This is a genomic window from Streptomyces sp. NPDC101165, from assembly GCF_044768135.1.
Taxonomy (GTDB): Bacteria; Actinomycetota; Actinomycetes; order Streptomycetales; family Streptomycetaceae; genus Streptomyces.
Map to the genome: position 1 here is coordinate 400,292 of NZ_JBIWPG010000008.1, position 25,756 is coordinate 426,047.

A 25,756-nucleotide genomic window follows, 5' to 3' on the forward strand; every position below is an offset into this window, starting at 1 on the left:
CAACTGCCGTGTCGGACCCGATGCGCCCGCCCGTCTCCCACCACCATCCTGAAACGACGTCGCTGCGCTCCGGCTCCTCCCGACCCCGCGCCTCTCTCCGTACCGCCGTGGTCTGGGAGGTCCTCCAGGACGCCCTCGACCGCCGGATCAAGGCCACGGGGCGGGACTCGCTGGACGTGCTCGACGCCGGAGGCGGCAGCGGCAACTTCGCCGTGCCCCTCGCCCGCCTCGGTCACCGTGTCACCGTCGTCGACCCCAGCCCGAACGCGCTGTTCGCGCTGGAGCGCCGCGCCGCCGAGGCCGGTGTCGCCGACCGGGTCAAGGGCGTCCAGGGCGATGCCCTCGGCCTGTTCGAGGTGGTCGAGCGCGGTGGCTACGACTCCGTGCTGTGCCACGGCGTCCTGGAGTACGTCGACGACCCCGCCGAGGGCCTGCGCAACGCGGTCGCCGCGCTGCGCCCCGAGGGCGGCGTCCTCAGCGTGCTGGCCGCCGGTCTCGGCGGTGCCGTCCTCGCCCGGGCCCTCGCCGGTCACTTCAAGGAGGCCAAGCAGGCCCTGGAGAACCCGGAGGGCCGCTGGGGCGCCGGCGACCCGATGCCGCGCCGCTTCACCGCGGAGCAGCTCACCGCGCTGGTCGAGGGCGCGGGCCTGAGGGTCGGTGCGGTGCACGGCGTGCGGGTCTTCGCCGACCTGGTGCCCGGCGTCCTCGTGGACACCGAGCCCGGCGCCCTCGACGCCCTGCTCAAGCTGGAGGCCGCGGCGGCCGAGTTGCCCGCCTTCCACTCCGTTGCCACCCAGCTCCATGTGCTCGGTGAGACGCGGGGGGCCGCTGAGGCCTGAGCGGCCTTCCGGCACCCGGCGCTGATCAGGTACTTGGCAGCAGATGGAGTACGCCACAAGCCCCCCGATCGAGCGGTTTGCGCCGTATGATCGAGGTATACCGTCCGGCATGACGGCTCGGCCGCCGGGGAATGGAAGCCTCAGCGAGCCGGGACGGCCATGGCGGATTCCGGTTGGCCTATTGGCGTAGAGGGGCGGGTTTCACGGGGGCGATTCCCTGCCTATCCTGAAGGGACCCCCCGGGTCGCCCCGGCGACTGCACGATGAGGAGGACTCCGTGCCGCTCTCGGAGCACGAGCAGCGCATGCTCGAGCAGATGGAGCGAGCGCTGTACGCCGAAGATCCCAAGTTCGCGTCGGCGCTTGAGGGAAGTGGGCTGCGGACGTACACCCGGCGGCGGGTCTACCAGGCGGTTGCAGGCTTCCTCGTGGGTATCGCGCTCCTCATGGCCGGAATGGTCGCACAGCAGATCTGGGTCAGTGTGGTGGGTTTCCTCGTCATGCTGGGCTGTGCCGTGCTCGCCGTCACAGGCTGGCGGAAGGCACCCAAGCCGGGTGAGCAGCCGGCGGCCGCTCCGCGCCGTCAGGTACGGCAGAAGCGTTCCATGATGGACCGGATCGAGCAGCGCTGGCAGCGCCGCCGGGACGAGCAGCAGGGCCACTAGCCGCTCGCCGGCTCGCGCCCGCCACAGGGTCGCGCACACCAGAACAGACATCCGTGAGGGGTGACCACCAGCCGGTGGTCACCCCTCACGCGTTCTCCGGTCTCAGCCCTGCTGCCCCGAAGGCCTGCGCAGCGTCGGCCGGGCCGCCACCGCACGCGCCCTGAGCGTCGCCCACCGGGCCGACACCGCCCACAGCACCCGCACCGCCGACCGCGGCGCGAACCGTGCCCGCAGCCGCGTCCGCCCGCTCACGCCGCCGTGCAGGCCGGCGATCACCCGGCGCACGTCCGAGGCCAGGCCCGCCACCGGGCGCGGCCGGGGTGCGTACAGCACCTGCTCCAGTGCGTCCGCCACCCGGTGCACGGCGGCCCCGGCCGACGGGTCGAGATCTCCCAGCCGCACGATGCGGGCCGCGGCCTTGCGCGGGGTCTGCGACTCGTCCGGCAGGATGCCCACGTCCCAGGCGCTGTCGACCAGCTCCTGCCAGGCCGCCAGCGTGTGTGCCGCCGCACCCTCCTCGGTCCGCGCGTGTGCGCCGAGCCGTACGAACCGCACCCTCGCCCGCCACAGCATGGGCGCCAGCGGGATCGCCAGCACCACCAGGCCGCCGAGCCCGATCAGCACGTACCACAGCCAACGCCACGAACCGCCGCCACCGCTGACCGGTGCCACCGCAGCGGACGGGCTGCCGCACGCCTCGAGCTTGCGCAACTGGGCCGTGCAGTCCTCGGTCGGCGAGGCCGACACCGAAGGCGCCGTCGACGCCCCGTGGGACGGCAGGGCCTCGTCCGGCTCGGAGGTGCCGGGCGTCTTCGACAGGGTGTACGACGGCACGGTGCCCCGGGTCGGGGTCGGCTCGAAGCGGGTCCAGCCCACGCCCTCGAAGTACAGCTCGGGCCAGGCGTGCGCGTCCTTCAGGCTCACCGAGACCGTGCCGTCCGCCTGCGGGGTGCCGGGCGCGAAGCCCACCGCGACCCGGGCGGGGATGCCGAGCGTGCGGGCCATCGCCGCCATCGTGAAGGAGAAGTGGACGCAGAAGCCCTGCTTCTTCTTCAGGAAGGTCGCGATCGCGTCGGGGCCGCGGCCGACCTCCACCTGGGTGTCGTACTGGAAGCCGCCGGACACCGAGAAGTAGTCCTGGAGCTTGACCGCCTCCTCGTAGTGGCTCGCCGAGCCCGCGGTGATCTCCTTGGCGGTCCTGGCCACCACCTTCGGCAGCCTGGACGGCACCTTGGTGTACTCGCGCCTCAGCGCCGCCGGCGGCTGCGAGGCTGCGGACAGCTGCTCGGCGGTCGGCTGCACGTCCAGGCTGTTCACCTGGTAGGTCTCGCTGCGCGTGTTCTGCCCGTGGTCACCGACGAGCGTCATGCCGACGGGCTCGTACCGCCAGTTGCCGCTGACCCGCACGCCGCTCGGCGGGTACGGCATCGGCAGCCAGTCCTGCGCGTACCAGTCCGCCGCCGTGATCGTCGTCTTCACGGTCGTGCGCTTGACGTCCGCGCCCAGGCCGACGGGCGTGGGGAAGACTTCGGGCACGCCGACGATGTGCCGCTGGGACGGCTTCCAGGTGGTGCCGTCGAAGTCGTCCAGCGAGACGATCCGCAGGTACATGTCCGAGAGGTCACCGGCACTGGTCTTCAGGGACAGCACCTGGCGGTCGTTCTCCACGTTCAGGCTGTCGCGCAGCGACACCAAGGGGTTGACCGCGGAGATCGTGCCGCCGTTTCCGTTGCCCGGGCCGACGCCCGCTCCGGTGCCGTCCAGCAGGCCGCCCTGCATCGCGGGCAGGGCCAGCGGCACCGCCAGGGCGACACCGAGGGCGACGGCGCCGATCCGGCGTCCGGTGCGCACCGGGGCCACCGCGCCGGCCTCCGGGTCGCCCGGGGCGCGGGCCGCGGCGCCGAAGACCCGGCCCCACTGGGCCAGCCGCTCCCGGCCCTCGGCGAGCAGCAGCATCAGATAGCCGGCCGCCGCGACCAGGAACCACAGCCAGTCGGTGCCGCCGCCGGACAGTCCCGCGGCCACCGAGTACAGCGCGAGCAGCGGCAGTCCGGCCGGGGCCGCGCTGCGGAAGGTCACCGCGAGGGTGTCCACCAGCAGGCCGATCACCAGGACACCGCCGATCAGCATCAGCTTGATGCCGTCGGTCAGCGGTGCCGGTATCGCGTACCGGCTGACGTCGTCGGAGCCCTGCTGGAGCAGGTCGCCGAAGTGCCGGAAGGCCTCCGGACCCGGGACCAGCCCGCCGAGCGCCTGCTGCCGGGCGAAGATCAGGGTCAGCAGCATCAGCGTGACCAGGACCTGCGCCGCGACGGTCAGCGGCCGCGCCAGCGGCACCCGCCGGGCCGCCGCGCCCACTCCGGTCTGCACGGCGACCATCAGCACCGTCTGGAACAGCCATGTGGGCTGGTCGACCAGGGGCAGCAGTGCGCACGCGGCCATCAGCGTCGCCGCGGCGGCACAGAGGGCAAGTCGTGCCCGCCCGCTCATCACAGTGCCTCCCCGCTCACCGCGGTCAGGCCCGAGCATTCCCGGTCCGCCTGCCGCCACAGATCGTTCAGCGAGGCGCCGCGCGGCACGCTCAGCGCCGTCCAGCCCGCCTCGCGCAGCATGCGCAGCCGCTCGGACTGCCGGTCGCCCGGGCCCGGCACGTCCGTGGTCTCCCGCACCCAGGTGTCCGGGTCCAGCACGAACGCGATCGCACCGCCGCTGCGTTGGCGCATCTTCGCGACCACCGCGGCCTGCTCCTCGTCGAGGTCGCCCAGGAAGGCGACCAGCAGCCCCTCGTTCCCACCGCGCAGCATGTCGTACGCCCGGGACAGGCCCGTGCCGTCGGAGTGGTCGATCACCGCGAGGGTGTCCATCATCAGCCCGGCCGCGTCTGCGGAGTCCTGGCCGGCGCCCGCGAACCCGTCGGCGCCCTCGCCGGGCACCGAGCTGCCGTTCTCCGCCAGCAGGCGCACCGTGAAGCCCCGTTCGAGCATGTGCACCAGGACCGACGCGGTGCCCGAGACGGCCCACTCGAAGGCCGAGTCGGGGCCCGCGCCCTCGTAGCCGATGCCCCGGGTGTCCAGCAGGACCGTGCAGCGTGAGCGGCGCGGCTGCTCCTCGCGGCGCACCATCAGCTCGCCGTAGCGCGCGGTGGAGCGCCAGTGCACCCGGCGCAGGTCGTCGCCGTAGCGGTACTCGCGCGGGATCACGTCGTCCTCGCCCGCGAGGGCCAGCGAGCGCTGCCGCCCGTCGCCGTACCCCTTGGCCTCACCGCTGAACCGGACCGGCGCCAGCGGCTCCACGCGCGGTATGACGGTCAGCGTGTCGTACGTCGAGAAGGCGCGGGTGAGTTCGCACATCCCGAACGGGTCGGTCAGCCGCAGCTGCAGCGGACCCAGCGGATAGCGGCCGCGCAGGTCCGAGCGGACCCGGTAGGACACCTCGCGGCGGCCGCCCGGCTCCACCCGGTCCAGCACGAAGCGCGGCCGGGGTCCGAGCACGTAGGGCACCCGGTCCTGGAGCATCAGCAGGCCCGTGGACAGCCGGGAGACGTTGTCCACCCGCAGGTGCACCCGGGCCTCGCTGCCCGCGGGCACGCGCGCGGGGGAGAGCCGGCGGCTGCCGGCCACCCGGTAGCGCGTGCGGTAGAGCACGGTCGCGCAGAGCAGGGGCAGCACGGCAAGCAGCAGGCCGACCCGCAGCAGATCCATCTGGCCCAGCACATACGCGCAGATCGCGGCGGCGATCCCGGCGGCCAGGAAGGAACGTCCCCGGGTGGTGAGCCCCGCCAGGGCCGTACGGACCCCGCCCGCCTCCCCGCGGTCGGGCTCCGCCTGCCCCGTCCCCCCGGCGCTCATCACAGACTCCGCGGAGGCTGCTGCGGATAGGCCGGGACGCCCCGGCCGAGACCGCCGAAGCCGCTCTGCTGCTGCGGCGCAGCGGGCACCGGGGTGTGCTGCAGGATCTCCAGCACCACCTGCTCGGCGGTACGGCGGTTGAGCTGGGCCTGAGCGGTGGGCAGCAGCCGGTGGGCGAGGACGGCGACGGCGAGCGCCTGGACGTCGTCCGGCAGCGCGTACTCCCGGCCGCTGAGGGCGGCGGACGCCTTCGCAGCGCGCAGCAGATGCAGCGTCGCGCGCGGGGAGGCGCCCAGTCTGAGATCGGGGTGCGTGCGGGTGGCCGCGACCAGCTCCACCGCGTACCGCCGCACCGCCTCGGAGACGTGCACCCCGCGCACCGCCTCGATCAGCTTCACGATCTCGTGCGCGTGTGCCACCGGCTGGAGGTCCTCCAGCGGGGAGACCCCGCCGTGCACGTCCAGCATCTGCAGCTCGGCCTCGACGCTCGGGTAGCCGACGGAGACCCGGGCCATGAAGCGGTCGCGCTGCGCCTCGGGCAGCGGATAGGTGCCCTCCATCTCCACCGGGTTCTGCGTGGCCACCACCATGAAGGGGCTGGGCAGTTCGTAGCTCTGCCCGTCGATGGTGACCTGGCGCTCCTCCATGGACTCCAGCAGCGCGGACTGGGTCTTGGGCGAGGCGCGGTTGATCTCGTCGCCGATCACGATCTGCGCGAAGATGGCGCCCGGCTTGAACTCGAAGTCCCGGCGCTGCTGGTCCCAGATGGACACACCGGTGATGTCCGAGGGCAGCAGGTCGGGCGTGAACTGGATACGCCGCACCGAGCAGTCGATGGACCGCGCCAGTGCCTTGGCGAGCATGGTCTTGCCCACTCCGGGGACATCCTCGATCAACAGATGTCCCTCGGCGAGCAGTACGGTCAGCGAAAGCCGTACGACCTCGGGCTTGCCCTCGATCACACCCTCCACCGAACTGCGGACACGCTCCACAGTGGCGGTCAGATCAGTGAGGCTCGCTCGATCGTCATAGGTCGTCACCCGGCCCTCCTCGGCCCGTTCTTACTCGGGCCGACGCTCTGCGATGCGAAACCGGCCCACCCCGAAAACACGGACACCGCGCGGAAAAGGTTCCACGCGACGCCCACACCCCGCATTCTTGCTGCCGTTACCGATTCGTGTCACTCGCCTGTGGACAACTGCCCGCACGATGTCGGTCTTACGGCCTTTTCGACCACCGTTTTCGATGCCGTGCGGCGGAAAGCTTTCGCGGCGCGGGGGTGTTCGGGGTGGGCCGGCGGCCTTGGTCAGGCCGGGTCGACCTCGCGCAGCAGCCCGGTGCGCACGTCGAAGACGAAGCCGCGCACGTCGTCGGCGTGCAGCAGGAACGGCGAGGTCCGCACCCGCTGCATCGACTGGCGCACGTCCTGGTCGACGTCCCGGAAGGACTCCACCGCCCACGCCGGGCGCTGACCGACCTCCATCTCCAGCTCGGTACGGAAGTCCTCGGTGAGGGACTCCAGACCGCAGCCGGTGTGGTGGATCAGGACGATGCTGCGCGTGCCGAGCTTGCGCTGGCTGATGGTCAGGGAGCGGATCACGTCGTCGGTGACCACGCCGCCCGCGTTGCGGATCGTGTGGCAGTCGCCGAGCTGCAGGCCGAGCGCGGCGTGCAGGTCGAGCCGGGCGTCCATACAGGCAACCACGGCGACGTGCAGGACCGGACGGGCGTCCATGCCGGGGTCGGTGAAGGCCTCGGCGTAGTGCTCGTTGGCCTCCACGAGGCGGTCCGTCACGGTGCCGCTCGTTATGGCGCCTTCGGATCCAGTGGGAACTGCTGCGGAAGTCGTCATACTCATGACGTTACTGGTCACCCCCGGTCCCAGCCTGCTGTGAGAGCGGACAAAGAACGTCATCGTGGCTTGTTGTGAGCTAACCCACACGGAGGGCAAACGTGGGCCGGACGGGTGAATCTTTTCGAATTGCCACTCCGCCCGAGGTGCGGTACGCGACGCGCAGGCCGGTTGATTGACCGCGAGACACGGTGGACTAAAGTGACGCGAAGCGGGAGGGGCGGCTCTCCCTGCTGGTGAAATCCCCGGAGACCCCGGCCCACACCCGGACCGTCTCCCCACGTGCGCGGCGCGTACGTACGGCTCGGCCTCCTCCCGCTCCCGGTCGGCTGACGCTTCCGGCGCCGGCAGGCCTCCCCTTCACGGAGCGGGCGGGGACCCGGCGGTGCGTACGGCCCGTCGGAACTGAGAGGCCCCCTTGAGCCAGAGTCGACACGTCCCGGTGATGCTCCAGCGGTGCCTGGATCTGCTGGCGCCCGCCCTGGAGCGGCCGGGAGCGGTGGTCGTCGACTGCACCCTCGGCCTCGGCGGCCACAGCGAGGCCCTGCTGACACAGTTCCCCGAGGTGCGGCTCGTCGCCCTCGACCGGGACAAGGAGGCGCTGCGGCTGTCCGGCGAGCGGCTCGCGCCCTTCGGTGACCGGGCCACCCTGGTGCACGCCGTCTACGACGAGCTGCCCGACGTGCTGGACCGGCTGCGCATCCCGCGCGTGCAGGGCGTCCTGTTCGACCTCGGCGTCTCCTCCATGCAGCTGGACGAGGCCGACCGCGGCTTCGCCTACGCCCAGGACGCCCCCCTCGACATGCGCATGGACCAGACGACCGGCATCAGCGCCGCCGAGGTCCTCAACACCTATCCGGCGGGCGAGCTGGTGCGGATCCTGCGCGCGTACGGCGAGGAGAAGCAGGCCAAGCGGATCGTCTCCGCGATCGTCCGCGAACGCGAGAAGGAGCCGTTCAGCAACAGCGCGCGGCTCGTCGAGCTGATCCGGGACGCGCTGCCGCAGGCCGCCAAGCGCACCGGAGGCAATCCGGCCAAGCGCACCTTCCAGGCGCTGCGCATCGAGGTCAACGGCGAACTGTCCGTCCTGGAGCGGGCGATCCCGGGCGCGGTGAAGGCCCTCGGCGTCGGCGGACGCATTGCCGTGCTGTCGTACCACTCGCTCGAGGACCGGCTGGTGAAGCAGGTGTTCGCGGCCGGCGCCGCGTCCACCGCGCCGCCCGGGCTGCCGGTCGTGCCCGAGCGCTACCAACCGCGACTCAAGCTGCTCACGCGCGGTGCCGAACTTCCCACCGAGGAAGAGGTCGCCGAGAACCGCAGGGCCGCCCCGGCCCGGCTGCGGGGTGCCGAGCGCATCAGGGAGGACGCCGAGTGAGCGAATCGGGTCGGTTGGGTTTCCGAACTCACCCGTCGGCGCGCCGGAGCCACCGGAGGCCCAGTGAGTAGGAAACCCGAACTGAAGGGGAGGGCCGCCCGGCTCGCCCGGCTCTTCCCGGCCGGCCGCGCCCGCGCGGCCCGCACCCCGTTCGTCCTCCTCGTCGTCCTGCTGCTGGGCGGCGGCCTGATCGGGCTGCTGGTGCTGAACTCCGCCCTCAGCGAAGGCTCGTTCAAACTCGACGACCTGCAGAAGCAGACGAAGGGCCTCACCGACGAGGAACAGGCCCTGCAGCGGGACATCGACGCCTACTCGTCCCCCGACGCCCTCCAGCGCCGGGCCCGTGAACTCGGCATGGTCCCCGGCGGCGACCCGGCCTTCCTCGGCTCCGACGGCAAAGTCAAGGGCGTACCGAACGCGGCCAGCCCCGAGCCCGCCTCCTTCACGCAGCCGGTCCCCCCGGAGGTCCTCCGCACGGTCCCCGGCGTCTCCGCGTCGCCCTCCACCGCCGCGACCCCGTCGTTCCCCTCGGTCGCGCCGACACGGCCGCCCGCGACCCCCGCCCCCTCGGCTCCGGCCCCGGCGGCCGCACCGAACGGGGCGGTGCCGCCGCCCGCCACCCTCCAGTCCGCGCCCACCCCGACCCCCGGCAGGTGACGGAAGTGTCCGACAGGGAAGCGCCACGCCGCCGCGTGCCCGGCCCCGCGAAGCCGCCCCGGCCGCGGGGCGCCGTACGACGGCAGCCCGGGCCCGGTGCCCGTCCGGCCCGCCGGCCGAGCGGGGCCCGGCCCATGCCCCCGCCCGCCCTCCGGCTCGGCAGCCCCCGCCCTCGGCTGCGCATGGTCGGCCTCGCGCTCACCCTGGTGCTGCTCGCCTTCGTCGTACGGCTGCTCCAGGTCCAGGCCGTCGACGCCGGCGCGTACGCCGCCAAGGCCGAACTGAACCGGTACGTCGTGCACACCCTGGCCGCCGAGCGCGGCCAGATCACCGACCGCAACGGCGTGGCCCTCGCCATCAGCGAGGACGCGTACGACATCACGGCCGACCCGACGATGTTCACCGTCAAGCAGCTCAAGATCGACGACGGGCCCGAACAGGCCGCCGCACTGCTCGCGCCGATCCTCGGCCAGGACCAGGCCACGATCGTCAAGAAGCTCAGGCCCGCGAACAAGCTGTCGCGCTACACCCGGCTCGCCACCCGGCAGACCCCGCAGGTCTGGAAGCAGATCAAGGACCTGAGGAGCGCGCTCGCCCAGAAGGCCAAGACCGACAACAACGCGGCCAACGTGCTCGCCGGTGTCTTCGCCGACCCCAGCAGCCAGCGGGTGTACCCCAACCGCGAGCTCGCCGCCGGGATACTGGGCTGGGTCAACGCCGAGGGCCGGGGCGGCGGCGGCATCGAGCAGGAGCTGAACAAGCAGCTGTCCGGCAAGGCCGGCCAGATCCGCTACGCCCAGTCCGGCGGCCGCGAGGTGCCCACCGCGGGCTCGACGGAGACGCCCGCCGTGCCCGGCGCCGACGTCGAGCTCACCATCGACCGCGACATCCAGTGGGCCGCCCAGAACGCCATCACCGAGCAGGTCAAGAAGTCCAAGGCGGACCGCGGCTACGTCATCGTCCAGGACACCCGCACCGGCGAGATCCTGGCCATGGCCAACTCGCCCGGCTTCGACCCGAACGACCTGTCGAAGGCCGACGGGGCGGCCATGGGCAACGCGGCCGTCCAGGACGCCTACGAGCCCGGCTCCACCGCCAAGGTGATGTCGATGGCGGCGGTGCTGGAGCAGAACGCGGCCACCCCGCTCACCCATGTCGTCGTACCGAACCGGCTGCACCGCGGCGACCGCCTCTTCCAGGACGACATGGACCACACCACCTGGTACCTCACGCTCAACGGCGTGCTCGCCAGGTCCAGCAACATCGGCACCATCCTCGCCACCGGCCAGCTCGGCAAGACCCAGCCGGAGGCCAACAAGGTCCTCTACTCGTACCTGCGCAAGTTCGGCATCGGCGGCGCCACCGGGCTCGGCTTCCCCGGCGAGACCCGGGGCATCCTCGCGCCTGCCGGCAAGTGGTCGACGTCGCAGCAGTACACGATTCCTTTCGGCCAGGGCTTCTCGCTGAGTGCCATGCAGGCCGCCTCCGTGTACTCGACGATCGCCAACGGAGGTGTCCGCGTCGAGCCGACCCTGGTGCGCGGCACCGAGGGCGCCGACGGTCGCTTCACCCCCGCCGCGCAGCCCAAGAAATCGCGCGTGGTCAGCGAGAAGACGGCCAGGACGCTCGCCCAGATGCTGGAGTCCGTCGTGGACGACGAGCAGGGCACCGGCGCCAAGGCCCGCATTCCCGGCTACCGGGTCGCGGGCAAGACGGGTACTGCCAACCGTGTCGATCCGGCCACCGGCCGCTACCGCGGCTACACCTCGTCGTTCGCCGGATTCGCACCCGCGGACAACCCGCGGATCACCGTCTACTGCGCGATCCAGAACGCCACGTCCGGCAACTACTTCGGCGGCCAGATCTGCGGACCCATCTACAAGCAGGTGATGGAGTTCGCCCTGAAGACCCTCCAGGTCCCGCCGACCGGGGCGAAGCCGGCGAACCTGCCCGTCTCCTACAAGCCCTGATCAGCCCCACCCCGCACCACCGGAACACCACCAGGAACGAGCCCGTGAGAACGATCACCCCCGATTCCGGGAACCAAGGCGCGACAGAGCCCTCACTTCGCTCCGGAGCGGGTGCGCCCGGTACGCTCACCGCCGTGCCACACGCTGATCAGTCCCAAACCACCCAGAAGGGCGCTTCCGTGACATATCCGGGACCGCCGCGACCGGTTCAGGCCTCCGCCACACCCCTCGCGGAACTGGCCGATCAGCTGGGTGCCGCCGCTCCGGACAGCGCCGCCGAGGTCACGGGGATCACCCACGACTCGCGCGCCGTCCGCCCCGGCGACGTGTACGCCGCCCTTCCGGGCGCCCGCCTGCACGGCGCCGACTTCGTGACCCAGGCCGCCGGCCTCGGCGCGGTCGCCGTGCTGACCGACCCGACGGGCGCCGAGCGCGCCGCGGCGACCGGACTGCCGGTCCTGGTCGTGGACGACCCGCGCGGGCGGATGGGCGAACTGGCGGCGACGATCTACGGCCACCCCGGCCGTGACCTGCTCCAGATCGGCATCACCGGCACCTCCGGCAAGACCACCACCGCCTACCTGGTCGAGGGCGGTCTGAAGACCACCCGCGACACCGGACTCATCGGCACCGTCGAGATGCGCATCGGCGAGGAGCGCATCAAGTCCGAGCGCACCACCCCGGAAGCCACCGACCTTCAGGCCCTGTTCGCCGTCATGCGCGAACGTGGCGTCGAGGCGGTCGCCATGGAGGTCTCCAGCCACGCCCTGGTCCTCGGCCGGGTCGACGGCTGCGTCTTCGACATCGCCGTGTTCAACAACCTCAGCCCGGAACACATGGAGTTCCACTCCGACATGGAGGACTACTTCCGGGCCAAAGCGCAGCTGTTCACGCCGAAACGCAGCAAACTCGGTGTGATCAACGCGGACGACGAGTACGGCCGCCGGCTCGCGAAGGAGGCGACCGTCCCGGTCGTCACCTTCTCCGCCGAGGGCCACCCCGACGCCGACTGGCGCGCCGAGGACGTCCAGGTCGGCCCGATGGACTCGACGTTCACCGTCGTGGGCCCCCAGGGCGAGCGCGTCCACGCCAAGTCGCCGCTGCCGGGCCCCTTCAACGTGGCGAACACCCTCGCCGCCGTCGTCGCCCTCGCCGTGGCCGGCCTCGACCCGCAGGTCGCGGCCGACGGCGTCGCCGCCGTACCGGGCGTCCCCGGCCGCCTGGAGCGGGTGGACGCCGGACAGCCCTACCTCGCGGTCGTCGACTACGCGCACAAGACCGACGCCGTCGAGTCGGTGCTCAAGGCGCTGCGCAAGGTCACCAAGGGCCGGCTGCACGTCGTCCTCGGCTGCGGCGGCGACCGCGACCAGACCAAGCGCGCCCCGATGGGCGCCGCCGCGGCCCGGCTCTCCGACACGGCCGTGCTGACCTCCGACAACCCCCGCTCCGAGGACCCGCTCGCGATCCTCGCGACCATGCTCCAGGGCGCGGCCTCCGTGCCCGCGCACGAGCGCGGCGAGGTGCTCCTGTTCGAGGACCGGGCCGCCGCGATCGAGGCCGCCGTGGGCCGCGCGCAGCCGGGCGACACCGTGCTGGTCGCGGGCAAGGGCCACGAGCAGGGCCAGGACATCGCCGGTGTGGTCCGTCCCTTCGACGACCGCCAGGTGCTTCGCGAAGCTATCCAGAAGACCCAGGGATGAACTTGTGATCGCCCTCTCCCTCGCCGAGATCGCAGCAGTCGTCGGCGGGCAGACGCACGACATACCGGATCCGTCCGTCCAGGTCACCGGACCGGTCGTCCGGGACTCCCGTGAAGTGGTGCCCGGCACCCTGTTCGCCGCGTTCGTCGGCGAGCGCGTGGACGGCCACGACTTCGCGCAGGCCGTCGTGGAGGCGGGCGCGGTCGCCGTCCTGGCGTCGCGTCCCGTCGGCGTGCCCGCGATCGTCGTGGACGACGTCCAGACCGCCCTCGGCGCCCTCGCCCGCCACGTCGTACAACGGCTCGGCGCGACCCTCGTCGCCCTGACCGGCTCGGCCGGCAAGACCAGCACCAAGGACCTCATCGCCCAGGTGCTCCAGAGCAAGGCGCCGACCGTGTTCACGCCCGGCTCGCTCAACAACGAGATCGGGCTGCCGCTGACCGCCCTGTCCGCCACCGAGGACACCAGGTTCCTCGTCCTGGAGATGGGCGCACGCGGCATCGGCCACATCCGCTACCTCACCGACCTCACCCCGCCGAGGATCGGCCTGGTGCTCAACGTCGGCACCGCCCACATCGGCGAGTTCGGCGGCCGTGAGCAGATCGCGCAGGCCAAGGGCGAGTTGGTGGAGGCGCTGCCCGAGGACGGAGCCGCGATCCTCAACGCCGACGACCCGTTGGTACGTGCCATGGCCTCCCGTACCAAGGCGAAGGTGGTCCTTTTCGGAGAGTCGGCCGAAGCGGACGTACGTGCCGAGAACGTGCGACTCACGGACAGCGGACAGCCCGCCTTCAGGCTTCACACACCCTCCGGTGCAAGCGATGTGACCATGCGCCTGTACGGTGAGCACCACGTGTCGAACGCGCTCGCCGCGGCCGCCGTCGCCCATGAGCTGGGCCTGTCCGCGGAAGAGATCGCCACCGCGCTCTCCGAGGCGGGCTCCCTCTCCCGCTGGCGGATGGAGGTCACCGAGCGCCCGGACGGCGTGACCATCGTCAACGACGCCTACAACGCCAACCCCGAGTCCATGCGGGCCGCCCTCAGGGCGCTCGCGGCCATGGGCAAGGGGCGCCGCACGTGGGCGGTGCTCGGCAAGATGGCCGAGCTGGGGGACGAGGCGCTCGCCGAGCACGACGCCGTCGGACGGCTCGCCGTCCGGCTCAACGTCAGCAAGCTCGTCGCGGTCGGGGGGATTGAGGCCTCCTGGCTGCAACTGGGCGCATATAACGAGGGTTCGTGGGGTGAGGAGTCGGTGCACGTGTCCGACGCACAGGCGGCGGTCGACCTGTTGCGCAGCGAGTTGCGCCCAGGGGACGTCGTACTCGTGAAGGCGTCCCGTTCGGTGGGGCTCGAAAGCGTCGCCCAGGCGCTCGTCGAGACCGGTGCCGAGGGTGAGGTTGCCGCCCGATGATGAAGCAGATCCTGTTCTCGGGAGTCATCGGCCTCTTCCTGACCCTGATCGGGACACCGCTGCTGATCAAGCTGCTGGCCCGCAAGGGGTACGGCCAGTACATCCGTGACGACGGCCCGCGCGAGCACGCCAGCAAGCGCGGTACGCCCACCATGGGTGGTATCGCCTTCATCCTGGCGACGATCGCCGCGTACTTCCTGAGCAAGCTCATCACCGGCTACCCGCCCACCTACTCCGGCCTGCTGGTGCTCGGCCTGATGTTCGGCATGGGTCTGGTCGGCTTCCTGGACGACTACATCAAGATCGTCAAGCGGCGCTCGCTGGGTCTGCGGGCCAAGGCCAAGATGGCCGGCCAGCTGATCGTCGGCATCGGCTTCGCGGTGCTGTCGCTGATGTTCGCCGATGCCCGGGGCAACACCCCGGCCTCCACCAAGCTGTCGTTCATCACGGACTTCGGCTGGTCCATCGGCCCGGTGCTGTTCGTCGTCTGGGCGCTGTTCATGATCCTGGCGATGTCGAACGGCGTGAACCTCACCGACGGTCTGGACGGCCTCGCCACCGGCGCCTCCGTCCTCGTCTTCGGCGCGTACACGTTCATCGGTGTCTGGCAGTTCCAGGAGTCCTGCGCCAACGCGGGCACCCTGACCAACCCGGCCGCCTGCTACGAGGTGCGCGACCCGCTGGACCTCGCCGTGGTCGCCTCCGCCCTGATGGGAGCCTGCCTGGGCTTCCTGTGGTGGAACACCTCGCCGGCGAAGATCTTCATGGGCGACACCGGTTCGCTCGCCCTCGGTGGTGTCCTGACGGGCCTGGCCATCCTCTCCCGCACGGAGCTGCTGGTGGCCATCATGGGTGGCCTGTTCGTCCTCATCACCATGTCGGTCGTCATCCAGGTCGGCTCCTTCCGGCTCACCGGCAAGCGCGTCTTCCGGATGGCGCCACTCCAGCACCACTTCGAACTCAAGGGCTGGTCCGAAGTCCTGGTCGTGGTCCGCTTCTGGATCATCCAGGGAATCTGTGTGATTGTCGGACTTGGCCTCTTCTACGCGGGATGGGCAGCGGAAAAGTGACCTCCTCGGTGCCTTCTGAGCCTTCTGACTTCCAGGGCAAGCACGTCACCGTCGCCGGGCTCGGCGTCTCCGGCGTCCCGGCGGCGAAAGTGCTGCACGCGCGCGGGGCGATCGTCACCGTCGTCAACGACGGCGACGACGCACGCGCGCGTGAGCAGGCCGCGGAGCTGGAGGCGCTCGGCATCACCGTGCGCCTCGGCGACGGGGCCACCCTGCCGGAGGGCACCGAGCTGATCGTCACCGCGCCCGGCTGGAAGCCGGACAAGCCGCTGTTCCTCGCGGCCGAGCAGGCGGGCGTGCCCGTCTGGGGCGACGTGGAGCTGGCCTGGCGCCTGCGGGGCCCCGAAGCGGCCCCCTGGCTGGCCGTGACCGGCACGAACGGCAAGACCACCACCGTCCAGATGCTGGCGTCGATCCTGGAGGCCGCGGGCCTGCGCACGGCCGCCGTCGGCAACATCGGCGTCTCCCTGCTGGACGCGGTCCTCGGCGAGGAGCGGTACGACGTCCTGGCCGTCGAGCTGTCCAGCTACCAGCTCCACTGGGCGCCCTCGCTGCGCGCCCACTCCGCGGTCGTCCTGAACCTCGCCCCGGACCACCTCGACTGGCACGGCTCCATGGAGGCCTACGCCGCCGACAAGGGCCGCATCTACGAAGGCAATCGGGTCGCCTGCGTCTACAACGTGGCCGACAAGCTCACCGAGGACCTGGTGCGCGAGGCGGACGTGGAGGAGGGCTGCCGCGCCATCGGTTTCACGCTCGGCACCCCGGGCCCCTCCCAACTCGGTGTCGTGGACGGCATCCTGATCGACCGCGCCTTCGTGGAGAACCGCCACAAGAACGCGCAGGAGCTGGCCGAGGTCTCCGACGTCAACCCGCCGGCCCCGCACAACATCGCCAACGCCCTTGCCGCCGCGGGCCTCGCGCGCGCCTTCGGGGTGCCCGCCAAGGCCGTACGCGACGGCCTGAGGGCCTTCCGGCCGGACGCCCACCGCATCGCGCACGTCGCCGACATCGACCAGGTGGCGTACGTGGACGACTCCAAGGCGACCAACACCCATGCCGCGGAAGCCTCGTTGGCGGCATATGAGTCGATCGTATGGATTGCGGGCGGTCTGGCGAAGGGTGCGACCTTCGACGAGCTGGTCGCCAAGTCGGCAAAGCGACTTCGCGGTGCCGTCCTGATCGGTGCCGATCGTGCCCTGATCCGCGAGGCCCTCGCGCGACACGCCCCGGAAGTACCCGTCGTCGACCTCGAACGGACCGACACTGGGGCGATGCTCCAGGCGGTGACGGAGGCGAAGCGGCTCGCGCAGCCCGGCGACACGGTGCTGCTGGCGCCGGCCTGTGCCTCCATGGACATGTTCACCAACTACAACCAGCGCGGTGACCGGTTCGCGGAGGCGGTCCGCGAACTCGGCGCAGGCGCCTGACGGCGGGTCTCGGCCACCTGGGGTGCTTCGGGACCCTTGGAGGGACGCGTGAGGCGGATGTGGCTCGGGTTTGGTCGGCGGGTGCGAGGAGCTGGTGATGTCCAGTAGCCGTACAGGCCGTCCTCCGGTTCAGCGCGCCGCCAGAAGGCCCGCGGCACCCCGGCCGTCGGGCGAGAACCCCCTCCTGCGGCTCTACATGCGCGCGCGCAAGGCCTGGGACCGCCCGCTGACCGCCTACTACCTGATCCTCGGCGGCAGCCTGCTGATCACCGTGCTGGGCCTGGTGATGGTCTACTCGGCGTCCCAGATCACCGCGCTGCAGCTGTCGCTGCCGGGGTCGTACTTCTTCCGCAAGCAGTTCCTCGCCGCGCTCATCGGCAGTGCGCTGCTGTTCGCCGCCTCCCGTATGCCGGTGAAGCTGCACCGCGCACTCGCCTACCCGATCCTCGCCGGTGCCGTCTTCCTGATGGTCCTGGTGCAGGTGCCGGGGATAGGGATGGCGGTCAACGGCAACCAGAACTGGATCTCCCTCGGCGGCTCCTTCCAGATCCAGCCCAGCGAGTTCGGCAAGCTCGCCCTGGTGCTGTGGGGCGCGGACCTGATCGCCCGCAAGCAGGAGAGGAAGCTACTGACCCAGTGGAAGCACATGCTGGTGCCCCTGGTGCCGGTCGCCTTCCTGCTGCTGGGGCTGATCATGCTCGGCGGCGACATGGGCACCGCGATCATTCTCACAGCGATCCTGTTCGGCCTGCTGTGGCTCGCGGGGGCGCCGACCCGGCTGTTCGCCGGCGTCCTCTCGATCGCCGGTCTGATCGGTGTGGTCCTGATCAAGACCAGCCCCAACCGGATGGCCCGGCTCGCCTGCATCGGCGCCACCGAGCCGAAGTCCGGGGTCGCCGACTGCTGGCAGGCAGTGCACGGGATCTACGCCCTCGCCTCCGGCGGACTCTTCGGATCCGGTCTCGGCGCGAGTGTGGAAAAATGGGGCCAACTACCTGAAGCACACACCGACTTCATCTTCGCCGTCACCGGTGAGGAACTGGGCCTGGCGGGAACGCTGTCGGTGCTCGCCCTGTTCGCGGCTCTAGGCTATGCGGGTATCCGCGTGGCCGGATGCACGGAGGACCCCTTCGTGAGGTACGCCGCGGGAGGCGTGACCACCTGGATCACCGCCCAGGCGGTGATCAACATCGGTGCGGTGCTCGGTCTGCTGCCGATCGCCGGCGTCCCCCTCCCGCTGTTCTCCTACGGAGGGTCCGCCCTGCTGCCGACCATGTTCGCCATCGGGCTGCTGATCGCCTTCGCACGCGACGAGCCCGCTGCGCGGGCGGCGCTTGCAATGCGGCAACCTCGCTTTGGTAGAAAGCGGACTGGAGGCGCCAGGATGGATCGGGGGCCTCGGAGATGGAACACGATGCGACGGCGTGCCTCGGTGGCGCGTTCGTCCGGAGAGCGGTGAATTTCGGTGCATGTCGTACTCGCTGGTGGGGGGACCGCCGGCCACATCGAGCCCGCGCTCGCCCTCGCGGATGCCCTGCGCAGGCAGGATCCGACTGTGGGGATCACGGCCCTGGGCACGGAACGCGGACTTGAGACCCGACTCGTCCCGGAGCGCGGCTACGAGCTGGCGCTGATCCCTGCCGTGCCGCTGCCCCGCAAGCCCACGCCCGAGCTGATCACCGTCCCGGGCCGGCTGCGCGGCACGATCAAGGCCGCCGAGCAGATCCTGGAGCGCACCAAGGCCGACTGCGTGGTCGGCTTCGGCGGCTATGTCGCCCTGCCCGCCTACCTGGCCGCCAAGCGCCTCGGTGTGCCCATCGTGATCCACGAGGCCAACGCGCGGCCCGGCCTGGCCAACAAGATCGGCTCGCGGTACGCGGCCCGGGTCGCCGTTTCCACCCCGGACAGCAAGCTGCGCGACGCCCGGTACATCGGCATCCCGCTGCGCCGCTCGATCGCGACCCTGGACCGCGCCGCCGCCCGCCCTGAGGCGCGCGCCCGGTTCGGCCTCGACCCGAACCTCCCCACGCTGCTCGTCTCGGGCGGTTCCCAGGGCGCCCGGCGCCTCAACGAGGTCGTCCAGCAGGTCGCTCCCTGGCTGCAGCAGGCCGGCATCCAGATCCTGCACGCGGTCGGTCCGAAGAACGAACTGCCGCAGGTGCAGCAGATGCCGGGAATGCCCCCCTACATCCCGGTAAGTTACCTGGACCGGATGGACCTCGCGTACGCCGCGGCCGACCTGATGCTCTGCCGCGCGGGCGCGATGACCGTCGCCGAACTCTCTGCCGTCGGGCTCCCGGCCGCCTACGTCCCGCTGCCCATCGGTAACGGCGAACAGCGACTGAACGCCCAGCCGGTGGTGAAGGCCGGCGGCGGACTCCTCGTCGACGACGCGGAGCTGACCCCCGAGTGGGTGCAGCAGAACGTCCTGCCCGTGCTCGCCGACCCGCACCGGCTGTACGAGATGTCACGCGCGGCAGGCGAGTTCGGTCGCCGGGACGCCGACGAGCTGCTCGTCGGCATGGTGTACGAGGCGATCGCCTCGCGCCGATAGGACTGTATGACGAAGGGGCAGTGAGCGTGGCCGGACCGACGACCGCCGAGCGCGGTGAACGCCAGCAGGAGTCGTCCGGCCCGCCGCTCGCGCGGCGGTTGAGGAAACCCCGCCTTCGTACGATCGTCATTCTGGCGGTCGCCCTGGTGCTCCTCGGGGCGGGTTCCACTTGGGTGTTGTACGGCTCCTCGTGGCTGCGCGTGCAGCGCGTCTCGGTCTCGGGCACCCGCGTCCTGACCCCCGCCGACGTGCGCGAGGCCGCCTCGGTGCCGGTCGGGGACCCACTGATTTCCGTCGACACGGACGCCATCGCGGCCCGACTTCGCCGGAAATTGCCCCGAATTGACACCGTTGATGTCGTCCGTTCCTGGCCCCATGGAATCGGTCTGAAAGTGGTCGAGCGCACCCCGGTGCTACTTGTCCGGAAAGCCGGGAACTTCATCGAGGTCGACGATGAAGGTGTCCGTTTCGCCACGGTTTCGCAGGCGCCGAAAGGCGTTCCGGCGCTGGAATTGACCGCATCCCGCAAGGGTTCCGGTTCCGCCAGTTTCCGGCGTTTCGGCACCGACCGGCTGGTGCGCGAGGCGGTCCGGGTCGCCGGTGACCTGCCGGCCGCGGTCGCCCGGGACGCGCGGACCGTCCAAGTCCGCTCCTACGACGACATCTCGCTGGAGTTGGGCGACGGCCGCACCGTGGCATGGGGTAGCGGCGAGAGCGGCCGCGCCAAGGCACGGGCCCTCACAGCTCTCATGAAAGCAGCTCCCGGTGCGCGGCACTTCGACGTCAGCGTCCCCACCGCCCCTGCGTCATCGGGGAGTTGACGCACATCAGCGCAGGCCAGCACCCTGGTTGGGCACTGCTATGGCTGATCACATAGGGTGAAAAGAAAAACGGGAGGTTCGGCGTGTTCGTTGAACGGGCGCCACTTGTCGACTTAGTGTCCTGTTCAGAAGACTCCAGGGAACAGACACACTGGTAACCCTAAACTTCAGGGTTAGGGTTCGGGTCGGCGTTCGGACCGTCCCATTCGGCATCCGTCGTCCCGGTGCGGGGAACCGCCCGGTGGCGACAACGTAATTCGAGGCGAGAGGCCTTCGACGTGGCAGCACCGCAGAACTACCTCGCAGTCATCAAGGTCATCGGTGTCGGCGGCGGTGGTGTCAATGCCATCAACCGGATGATCGAGGTCGGTCTCAAGGGTGTCGAGTTCATCGCCATCAACACCGACGCACAGGCGCTGTTGATGAGCGACGCCGATGTCAAGCTCGACGTCGGCCGCGAACTCACCCGCGGACTCGGCGCCGGAGCCAACCCGGCCGTCGGCCGCAAGGCCGCCGAGGACCACCGCGAGGAGATCGAGGAGGTCCTCAAGGGGGCCGACATGGTCTTCGTGACGGCCGGTGAAGGCGGCGGCACCGGCACCGGCGGCGCGCCCGTCGTGGCCAACATCGCGCGCTCGCTGGGCGCCCTCACCATCGGCGTGGTCACGCGCCCGTTCACCTTCGAGGGACGGCGCCGCGCGAACCAGGCCGAGGACGGCATCGCCGAGCTGCGCGAAGAGGTCGACACCCTCATCGTCATCCCGAACGACCGGCTGCTGTCCATCTCGGACCGCCAGGTCTCGGTCCTGGACGCCTTCAAGTCCGCCGACCAGGTCCTGCTCTCCGGTGTTCAGGGCATCACCGACCTCATCACCACCCCCGGTCTGATCAACCTCGACTTCGCCGACGTCAAGTCGGTCATGTCCGAGGCCGGTTCGGCCCTGATGGGCATCGGCTCGGCCCGCGGCGACGACCGCGCGGTGGCCGCCGCCGAGATGGCGATCTCCTCGCCGCTCCTCGAGGCCTCCATCGACGGCGCCCGGGGCGTCCTGCTCTCCATCTCCGGCGGCTCCGACCTCGGCCTGTTCGAGATCAACGAGGCCGCCCAGCTGGTCAGCGAGGCCGCCCACCCCGAGGCCAACATCATCTTCGGCGCGGTCATCGACGACGCCCTCGGCGACGAGGTGCGGGTCACCGTGATCGCTGCCGGCTTCGACGGCGGCCAGCCGCCGGCCCGCCGGGACAACGTTCTCGGCTCGGCCTCCTCCTCGGCCCCGGCCCGCCGCGAGGAGCCCACTCCGGTACGGCAGCCTGAGAGCCGCCCGTCCTTCGGCTCGCTGGGCAGCGTGACCCCGAAGGAGGAGCCGGAGCCGGCGCCGGAGCCGGTGGCCGACGTCCCGGCCGCCCCGCCGGTCCCGTCGTCGCGGAGCTACGCGGACAGCGCGGCCGAGGAACTGGACGTCCCGGACTTCCTGAAGTGATAGGACAGCGCGAGAGCGTGAGCGGCGCGCACTTCGCCTTCACCGACCGGTGGGGCGGGGTGAGCGCCGCTCCGTATGAGGAGCTCAACCTCGGCGGCGCGGTCGGGGACGACCCCGCGGCGGTACGGGAGAACCGGGAGCTGGCCGCGAAGGCGCTCGGGCTGGACGCCGGGCAGGTCGTCTGGATGAACCAGGTGCACGGCGCCGACGTGGCCGTCGTGGACGCGCCCTGGGGTGAACGGCCCGTGCCGGAGGTCGACGCGATCGTCACCGTCCGCCGGGGACTCGCCCTGGCCGTCCTCACCGCCGACTGCGTGCCGGTGCTGCTGGCCGACCCCGTCGCCGGGGTCGTGGCCGCGGCCCACGCCGGGCGGCCCGGCATGATCAAGGGGATCGTTTCCGCTGCCGTACGGGCCATGGCCGAACTCGGCGCCGAGCCGGGCCGGATCGTCGCCCGCACCGGACCGGCCGTCTGCGGCCGGTGCTACGAGGTGCCGGAGCAGATGCGCGCCGAAGTGACCGCCGTCGAGCCGAGGGCGCACGCCGAGACGAGCTGGGGCACACCCGCGGTCGACGTGGGCGCCGGAGTGCACGCACAGCTCGACCGGCTCGGGGTGTGCGACCGGGCGCAGTCGCCGGTGTGCACGTTGGAGTCGGGCGATCACTTCTCGTACCGCCGTGACCGCACGACCGGGCGGCTCGCGGGCTATGTCTGGCTGGACTGATGGGGCATGACGGACCGTAAGACCGAACTCGCCGCAAATCTGGCGAAAGTGGAGCAGCGCATCGCCGCCGCGTGCGCGGCGGCCGGGCGTGAGCGGGAAGAGGTGACCCTGATCGTGGTCACCAAGACCTACCCGGCGAGCGATGTGCGGATTCTGTCGGAACTCGGTGTGCGTCATGTCGCCGAGAACCGGGACCAGGACGCGGCGCCGAAGGCCGCAGCTTGTGCGGATCTGCCCCTTAATTGGCATTTTGTCGGCCAGTTGCAGACCAACAAGGTGCGTTCCGTGGTCGGTTACGCCGATGTCGTGCAGTCCGTCGACCGAGCCCGGCTCGTCACGGCGCTGTCGAACGAGGCCGTGCGGGTGGGGCGCGAGGTGGGATGTCTCATCCAGGTCGCGCTCGACGCCGGCGAGAGTCTGCGGGGCGAGCGCGGTGGCGTGGCGCCCGGCGGAATCGAAGAGTTGGCCGACCTTGTGACTGGTTCGCCCGGACTGCGGCTCGACGGACTGATGACCGTCGCTCCGCTCACCGGGGAGTACGCGGGACGCGAACAGGCGGCATTCGAGCGGCTCATGGATTTGTCGACTGACCTGCGCCGAGCCCATCCTGCTGCAACCATGGTGTCGGCAGGGATGAGTGCGGACCTCGAACAGGCCGTGGCCGCCGGGGCGACACATGTGCGCGTCGGCACCGCGGTACTCGGAGTCCGCCCCAGGCTCGGGTAACGTCGCCAAGAAGTCGGACCACAGCAGAAAATATGGTCAATGCCTGTGAAGGCGGGCACAACGACCTCGTGGATCGCGGGCACTTGGCAGTAGTCAGTCGATCCACCACAGAGCGGAGGACTCAGAGCATGGCCGGCGCGATGCGCAAGATGGCGGTCTACCTCGGCCTCGTGGAGGACGATGGGTACGACGGCCGCGGATTCGACCCCGACGACGACTTCGAGCCCGAGCTGGACCCGGAGCCCGAGCGGGACCACCGACGGCATGAATCGTCACACCAGTCGCACAGTGCACATCAGTCCCAAAGGGACGAAGAGGTGCGAATCGTGCAACCGCCCGCGCCGCGTGAACCGGTGGCCCGTTCGACTTCGCTCGCCGCGGAATCCGGACGTCCGGCGCGCATCGCGCCCGTGGCATCCATCACACAAGAACGTCAGTCCCTGGAGAAGAACGCACCGGTGATCATGCCCAAGGTTGTGTCGGAACGAGAGCCTTACCGGATCACCACGCTTCACCCGCGGACGTACAACGAGGCCCGTACCATCGGGGAACACTTCCGTGAGGGCACCCCGGTGATCATGAATCTGACTGAGATGGACGACACAGACGCGAAGCGACTTGTCGACTTTGCGGCCGGTTTGGTGTTTGGTCTTCACGGCAGCATCGAGCGGGTGACGCAGAAGGTGTTCCTGTTGTCTCCTGCTAACGTCGATGTCACGGCGGAGGACAAGGCCCGCATCGCAGAGGGCGGGTTCTTCAACCAGAGCTGAGACGCACCACCGGAAAGAAGCACGGAAACAGGGGAGAGGGAAGTCCAGGCCATGAGCGTGTTCGCGCAGGTGATCTACATCGCGCTGATGGTGTTCCTCGTTGTGCTCATCTTCCGGCTGGTCATGGACTATGTCTTCCAGTTCGCCCGCTCGTGGCAACCCGGCAAGGCGATGGTGGTCGTCCTTGAGGCCACCTACACTGTCACCGATCCACCGTTGAAGCTTCTGCGGCGGTTCATCCCGCCGCTGCGTCTCGGGGGCGTGGCGCTCGACCTGTCCTTCTTCGTACTGATGATCATCGTCTATATCCTCATCTCCGTTGTGCAGAGCTTCCTGTGATGAGGGTGGACGATACGGTCTTGCCGACTGCCGATGACTACGTTGAGGTGAAGAGATGCCGTTGACCCCCGAGGACGTGCGGAACAAGCAGTTCACGACCGTCCGCCTCCGAGAAGGCTATGACGAGGACGAGGTCGATGCCTTCCTCGACGAGGTCGAAGCCGAGCTGACCCGTCTGCTCCGCGAGAACGAGGACCTGCGCGCCAAGCTGGCCGCGGCCACGCGCGCTGCTGCCCAGAACCAGCAGAACATGCGCAAGCCTCCGGAGCCGCAGGACCAGCAGCCCGGGATGCCTCAGCAGGGTATGCGAGGTCCCGGCGCTCCGGTGCCCGCCGGCATATCGGGCCCGCCGCAGCAGCAGATGGGTGGCCCCATGGGTGGCCCGCCCCAGCTGCCCAGCGGCGCCCCGCAGCTGCCAGCCGGTCCCGGCGGTCAGGGCGGCCCGCAGGGTCCCGGCCCGATGGGCCAGGGTCCGATGGGCCAGGGTCCGATGGGCCAGGGTCCGATGGGTCAGGGCCCCATGGGTGGCCAGCCGCCCATGCCGCAGCAGATGGGTGGCCCGATGGGCGGCCCCATGGGCGGTCCGATGGGCGGCCCCGGTCAGGGCCCCGGTGGCGACAGCGCCGCCCGTGTCCTCTCGCTGGCCCAGCAGACCGCCGACCAGGCGATCGCCGAGGCCCGCTCCGAGGCCAACAAGATCGTCGGCGAGGCCCGCAGCCGAGCCGAGGGTCTGGAGCGTGACGCCCGTGCCAAGGCGGACGCGCTGGAGCGGGACGCGCAGGAGAAGCACCGCGTCGCCATGGGCTCCCTGGAGTCCGCGCGCGCCACGCTGGAGCGCAAGGTCGAGGACCTGCGCGGCTTCGAGCGCGAGTACCGCACGCGTCTGAAGTCGTACCTGGAGTCGCAGCTGCGCCAGCTGGAGACGCAGGCCGACGACTCCCTGGCTCCGCCGCGCACCCCGGCCACCGCGTCCCTCCCGCCGTCCCCGGCGCCCTCCATGGCACCGGCCGGCGCGGGCGCCCCGTCCTACGGCGGCAACCAGCCGATGGGTGGCCCTCCGGCGCCGCCCGCCCCGTCCTACGGCGGCCAGCAGCAGATGACCCCCGCGATGACCCAGCCCATGGCTCCGGTCCGTCCGCAGGGTCCCGGCCCGATGGGCCAGGCACCGTCGCCGATGCGCGGGTTCCTGATCGACGAGGACGACAACTGACGGCCCGCGGCCACTAGTACGACAACGGCGTCGGCAGCGTTCAACAGGGCGGGGCCCCGGACTTCGGTCCGGGGCCCCGCCCTTTTTACGCGTGTTGCTACCCCAGGGGAGCGGGCTGCATCGATATGCGGCTCCGCCGTGTGCGCGATGCGGCTGCACTGTGTGAGCGCACGGTGACCGCACCCACCGGAACCCATGAAGAAGGGCCCGACCTCCTCGCCTTGAGTTCTAGCGGTCGTCGCAACATCCCAGTTCAAGGGGTGCGATGGACTTCGAGGTCCGAGGAGACCGGAAGCCGCAGGGAGCCAGGAAGC

Annotated in this window: 22 protein-coding genes; 18 read left to right on the top strand and 4 right to left on the bottom strand. The window is 70.8% G+C overall.

The genetic code is table 11. The annotated features are described in order from the left end of the window. Positions 1 to 8: 8 nt before the first annotated feature. Both ACIRVH_RS19925 and ACIRVH_RS19930 read left to right on the top strand, forming a co-directional pair. A complete protein-coding gene (locus tag ACIRVH_RS19925; protein ID WP_403954853.1) occupies positions 9 to 839 on the top strand; it encodes a methyltransferase in 831 nt (276 codons plus the stop codon). 277 nt (positions 840 to 1,116) lie between these two features. Beyond that, positions 1,117 to 1,503 carry a DUF3040 domain-containing protein gene (locus ACIRVH_RS19930; protein ID WP_386574290.1) on the top strand — a complete coding sequence of 129 codons (387 nt, stop codon included), beginning with the start codon at positions 1,117 to 1,119 and terminating at the stop codon, positions 1,501 to 1,503. A 102-nt stretch (positions 1,504 to 1,605) separates the two neighbouring features. Here ACIRVH_RS19930 and ACIRVH_RS19935 read toward each other — a convergent pair whose 3' ends face one another. The 4 genes from ACIRVH_RS19935 to ACIRVH_RS19950 all read right to left on the bottom strand — a co-directional run bounded on the left by ACIRVH_RS19935 (position 1,606) and on the right by ACIRVH_RS19950 (position 7,266). Continuing rightward, positions 1,606 to 3,993 (bottom strand): DUF3488 and DUF4129 domain-containing transglutaminase family protein, encoded by a 2,388-nt coding sequence (locus tag ACIRVH_RS19935; RefSeq protein WP_403954856.1) that lies wholly within the window; start codon positions 3,991 to 3,993, stop codon positions 1,606 to 1,608. After that, complete coding sequence (locus ACIRVH_RS19940) at positions 3,993 to 5,351, bottom strand: DUF58 domain-containing protein (RefSeq protein ID WP_403954859.1); 1,359 nt, start codon at positions 5,349 to 5,351, stop codon at positions 3,993 to 3,995. Before ACIRVH_RS19940 ends, ACIRVH_RS19935 begins: the two co-directional genes overlap by 1 nt. Continuing rightward, on the bottom strand, positions 5,351 to 6,391 hold the full coding sequence (locus tag ACIRVH_RS19945) for an AAA family ATPase (protein ID WP_386574287.1): 1,041 nt from the start codon (positions 6,389 to 6,391) through the stop codon (positions 5,351 to 5,353). Before ACIRVH_RS19945 ends, ACIRVH_RS19940 begins: the two co-directional genes overlap by 1 nt. A 266-nt stretch (positions 6,392 to 6,657) precedes the next feature. After that, positions 6,658 to 7,266 carry a beta-class carbonic anhydrase gene (locus ACIRVH_RS19950; RefSeq protein WP_403954861.1) on the bottom strand — a complete coding sequence of 203 codons (609 nt, stop codon included), beginning with the start codon at positions 7,264 to 7,266 and terminating at the stop codon, positions 6,658 to 6,660. 355 nt (positions 7,267 to 7,621) lie between these two features. Here ACIRVH_RS19950 and rsmH point away from each other — a divergent pair, with 355 nt between their 5' ends. The 16 genes from rsmH (at position 7,622) to ACIRVH_RS20030 (ending at position 25,442) form a co-directional block, all read left to right on the top strand. Beyond that, a complete protein-coding gene (gene rsmH / locus ACIRVH_RS19955) occupies positions 7,622 to 8,578 on the top strand; it encodes a 16S rRNA (cytosine(1402)-N(4))-methyltransferase RsmH (RefSeq protein ID WP_145875236.1) in 957 nt (318 codons plus the stop codon). 63 nt (positions 8,579 to 8,641) lie between these two features. Then, entirely contained in the window at positions 8,642 to 9,235 is a 594-nt protein-coding gene (locus tag ACIRVH_RS19960; protein WP_403954865.1) for a septum formation initiator family protein, read from the top strand. Between the two features lie 5 nt (positions 9,236 to 9,240). Next, entirely contained in the window at positions 9,241 to 11,205 is a 1,965-nt protein-coding gene (locus ACIRVH_RS19965; protein ID WP_403954868.1) for a penicillin-binding transpeptidase domain-containing protein, read from the top strand. 44 nt (positions 11,206 to 11,249) lie between these two features. Beyond that, on the top strand, positions 11,250 to 12,905 hold the full coding sequence (locus tag ACIRVH_RS19970; protein WP_403954871.1) for a UDP-N-acetylmuramoyl-L-alanyl-D-glutamate--2,6-diaminopimelate ligase: 1,656 nt from the start codon (positions 11,250 to 11,252) through the stop codon (positions 12,903 to 12,905). 4 nt (positions 12,906 to 12,909) lie between these two features. Then, positions 12,910 to 14,316 carry a UDP-N-acetylmuramoyl-tripeptide--D-alanyl-D-alanine ligase gene (gene murF / locus ACIRVH_RS19975; RefSeq protein WP_403954874.1) on the top strand — a complete coding sequence of 469 codons (1,407 nt, stop codon included), beginning with the start codon at positions 12,910 to 12,912 and terminating at the stop codon, positions 14,314 to 14,316. Further along, a complete protein-coding gene (mraY, locus tag ACIRVH_RS19980; RefSeq protein WP_403954877.1) occupies positions 14,313 to 15,386 on the top strand; it encodes a phospho-N-acetylmuramoyl-pentapeptide-transferase in 1,074 nt (357 codons plus the stop codon). Before murF ends, mraY begins: the two co-directional genes overlap by 4 nt. Next, complete coding sequence (murD, locus tag ACIRVH_RS19985) at positions 15,368 to 16,816, top strand: UDP-N-acetylmuramoyl-L-alanine--D-glutamate ligase (protein WP_403954879.1); 1,449 nt, start codon at positions 15,368 to 15,370, stop codon at positions 16,814 to 16,816. Before mraY ends, murD begins: the two co-directional genes overlap by 19 nt. A gap of 97 nt (positions 16,817 to 16,913) precedes the next feature. Then, a complete protein-coding gene (ftsW, locus tag ACIRVH_RS19990; protein ID WP_403954882.1) occupies positions 16,914 to 18,275 on the top strand; it encodes a putative lipid II flippase FtsW in 1,362 nt (453 codons plus the stop codon). A 6-nt stretch (positions 18,276 to 18,281) separates the two neighbouring features. Then, complete coding sequence (gene murG / locus ACIRVH_RS19995; protein ID WP_403954885.1) at positions 18,282 to 19,370, top strand: undecaprenyldiphospho-muramoylpentapeptide beta-N-acetylglucosaminyltransferase; 1,089 nt, start codon at positions 18,282 to 18,284, stop codon at positions 19,368 to 19,370. Positions 19,371 to 19,396: 26 nt separating this feature from the next. Next, on the top strand, positions 19,397 to 20,191 hold the full coding sequence (locus ACIRVH_RS20000) for a cell division protein FtsQ/DivIB (RefSeq protein ID WP_403954888.1): 795 nt from the start codon (positions 19,397 to 19,399) through the stop codon (positions 20,189 to 20,191). A gap of 278 nt (positions 20,192 to 20,469) precedes the next feature. Continuing rightward, the gene (gene ftsZ, locus ACIRVH_RS20005) at positions 20,470 to 21,672 is read left to right on the top strand and encodes a cell division protein FtsZ (protein WP_403954891.1); all 1,203 of its coding nucleotides are present in this window, start codon (positions 20,470 to 20,472) and stop codon (positions 21,670 to 21,672) included. Then, entirely contained in the window at positions 21,669 to 22,397 is a 729-nt protein-coding gene (gene pgeF, locus ACIRVH_RS20010) for a peptidoglycan editing factor PgeF (protein ID WP_403954894.1), read from the top strand. The genes ftsZ and pgeF overlap by 4 nt, the downstream gene beginning before the upstream one ends. A gap of 6 nt (positions 22,398 to 22,403) precedes the next feature. Further along, positions 22,404 to 23,123 carry a YggS family pyridoxal phosphate-dependent enzyme gene (locus ACIRVH_RS20015; RefSeq protein WP_403954896.1) on the top strand — a complete coding sequence of 240 codons (720 nt, stop codon included), beginning with the start codon at positions 22,404 to 22,406 and terminating at the stop codon, positions 23,121 to 23,123. Positions 23,124 to 23,251: 128 nt separating this feature from the next. Further along, on the top strand, positions 23,252 to 23,893 hold the full coding sequence (locus ACIRVH_RS20020; RefSeq protein WP_023551436.1) for a cell division protein SepF: 642 nt from the start codon (positions 23,252 to 23,254) through the stop codon (positions 23,891 to 23,893). 51 nt (positions 23,894 to 23,944) lie between these two features. Further along, a complete protein-coding gene (locus ACIRVH_RS20025; RefSeq protein ID WP_094220204.1) occupies positions 23,945 to 24,232 on the top strand; it encodes a YggT family protein in 288 nt (95 codons plus the stop codon). A 55-nt stretch (positions 24,233 to 24,287) separates the two neighbouring features. Further along, positions 24,288 to 25,442, top strand: coding sequence for a DivIVA domain-containing protein (locus tag ACIRVH_RS20030; protein WP_403954899.1), 1,155 nt, complete (start codon positions 24,288 to 24,290; stop codon positions 25,440 to 25,442). Positions 25,443 to 25,756: the final 314 nt, after the last annotated feature.

What these genes read in the sequence shown, in the direction of transcription:
- ACIRVH_RS19950 (WP_403954861.1), bottom strand. Translation starts at nt 7,266, where the DNA reads ATGACGTTCTTTGTCCGCTCTCACAGCAGGCTGGGACCGGGGGTGACC.
- murD (WP_403954879.1), top strand. Translation starts at nt 15,368, where the DNA reads ATGGGCAGCGGAAAAGTGACCTCCTCGGTGCCTTCTGAGCCTTCTGAC.
- ACIRVH_RS19935 (WP_403954856.1), bottom strand. Translation starts at nt 3,993, where the DNA reads ATGAGCGGGCGGGCACGACTTGCCCTCTGTGCCGCCGCGGCGACGCTG.
- ACIRVH_RS20015 (WP_403954896.1), top strand. Translation starts at nt 22,404, where the DNA reads ATGACGGACCGTAAGACCGAACTCGCCGCAAATCTGGCGAAAGTGGAG.
- ftsW (WP_403954882.1), top strand. Translation starts at nt 16,914, where the DNA reads ATGTCCAGTAGCCGTACAGGCCGTCCTCCGGTTCAGCGCGCCGCCAGA.
- ACIRVH_RS20020 (WP_023551436.1), top strand. Translation starts at nt 23,252, where the DNA reads ATGGCCGGCGCGATGCGCAAGATGGCGGTCTACCTCGGCCTCGTGGAG.
- ACIRVH_RS20030 (WP_403954899.1), top strand. Translation starts at nt 24,288, where the DNA reads ATGCCGTTGACCCCCGAGGACGTGCGGAACAAGCAGTTCACGACCGTC.
- ACIRVH_RS19940 (WP_403954859.1), bottom strand. Translation starts at nt 5,351, where the DNA reads ATGAGCGCCGGGGGGACGGGGCAGGCGGAGCCCGACCGCGGGGAGGCG.
- ACIRVH_RS20025 (WP_094220204.1), top strand. Translation starts at nt 23,945, where the DNA reads ATGAGCGTGTTCGCGCAGGTGATCTACATCGCGCTGATGGTGTTCCTC.
- mraY (WP_403954877.1), top strand. Translation starts at nt 14,313, where the DNA reads ATGATGAAGCAGATCCTGTTCTCGGGAGTCATCGGCCTCTTCCTGACC.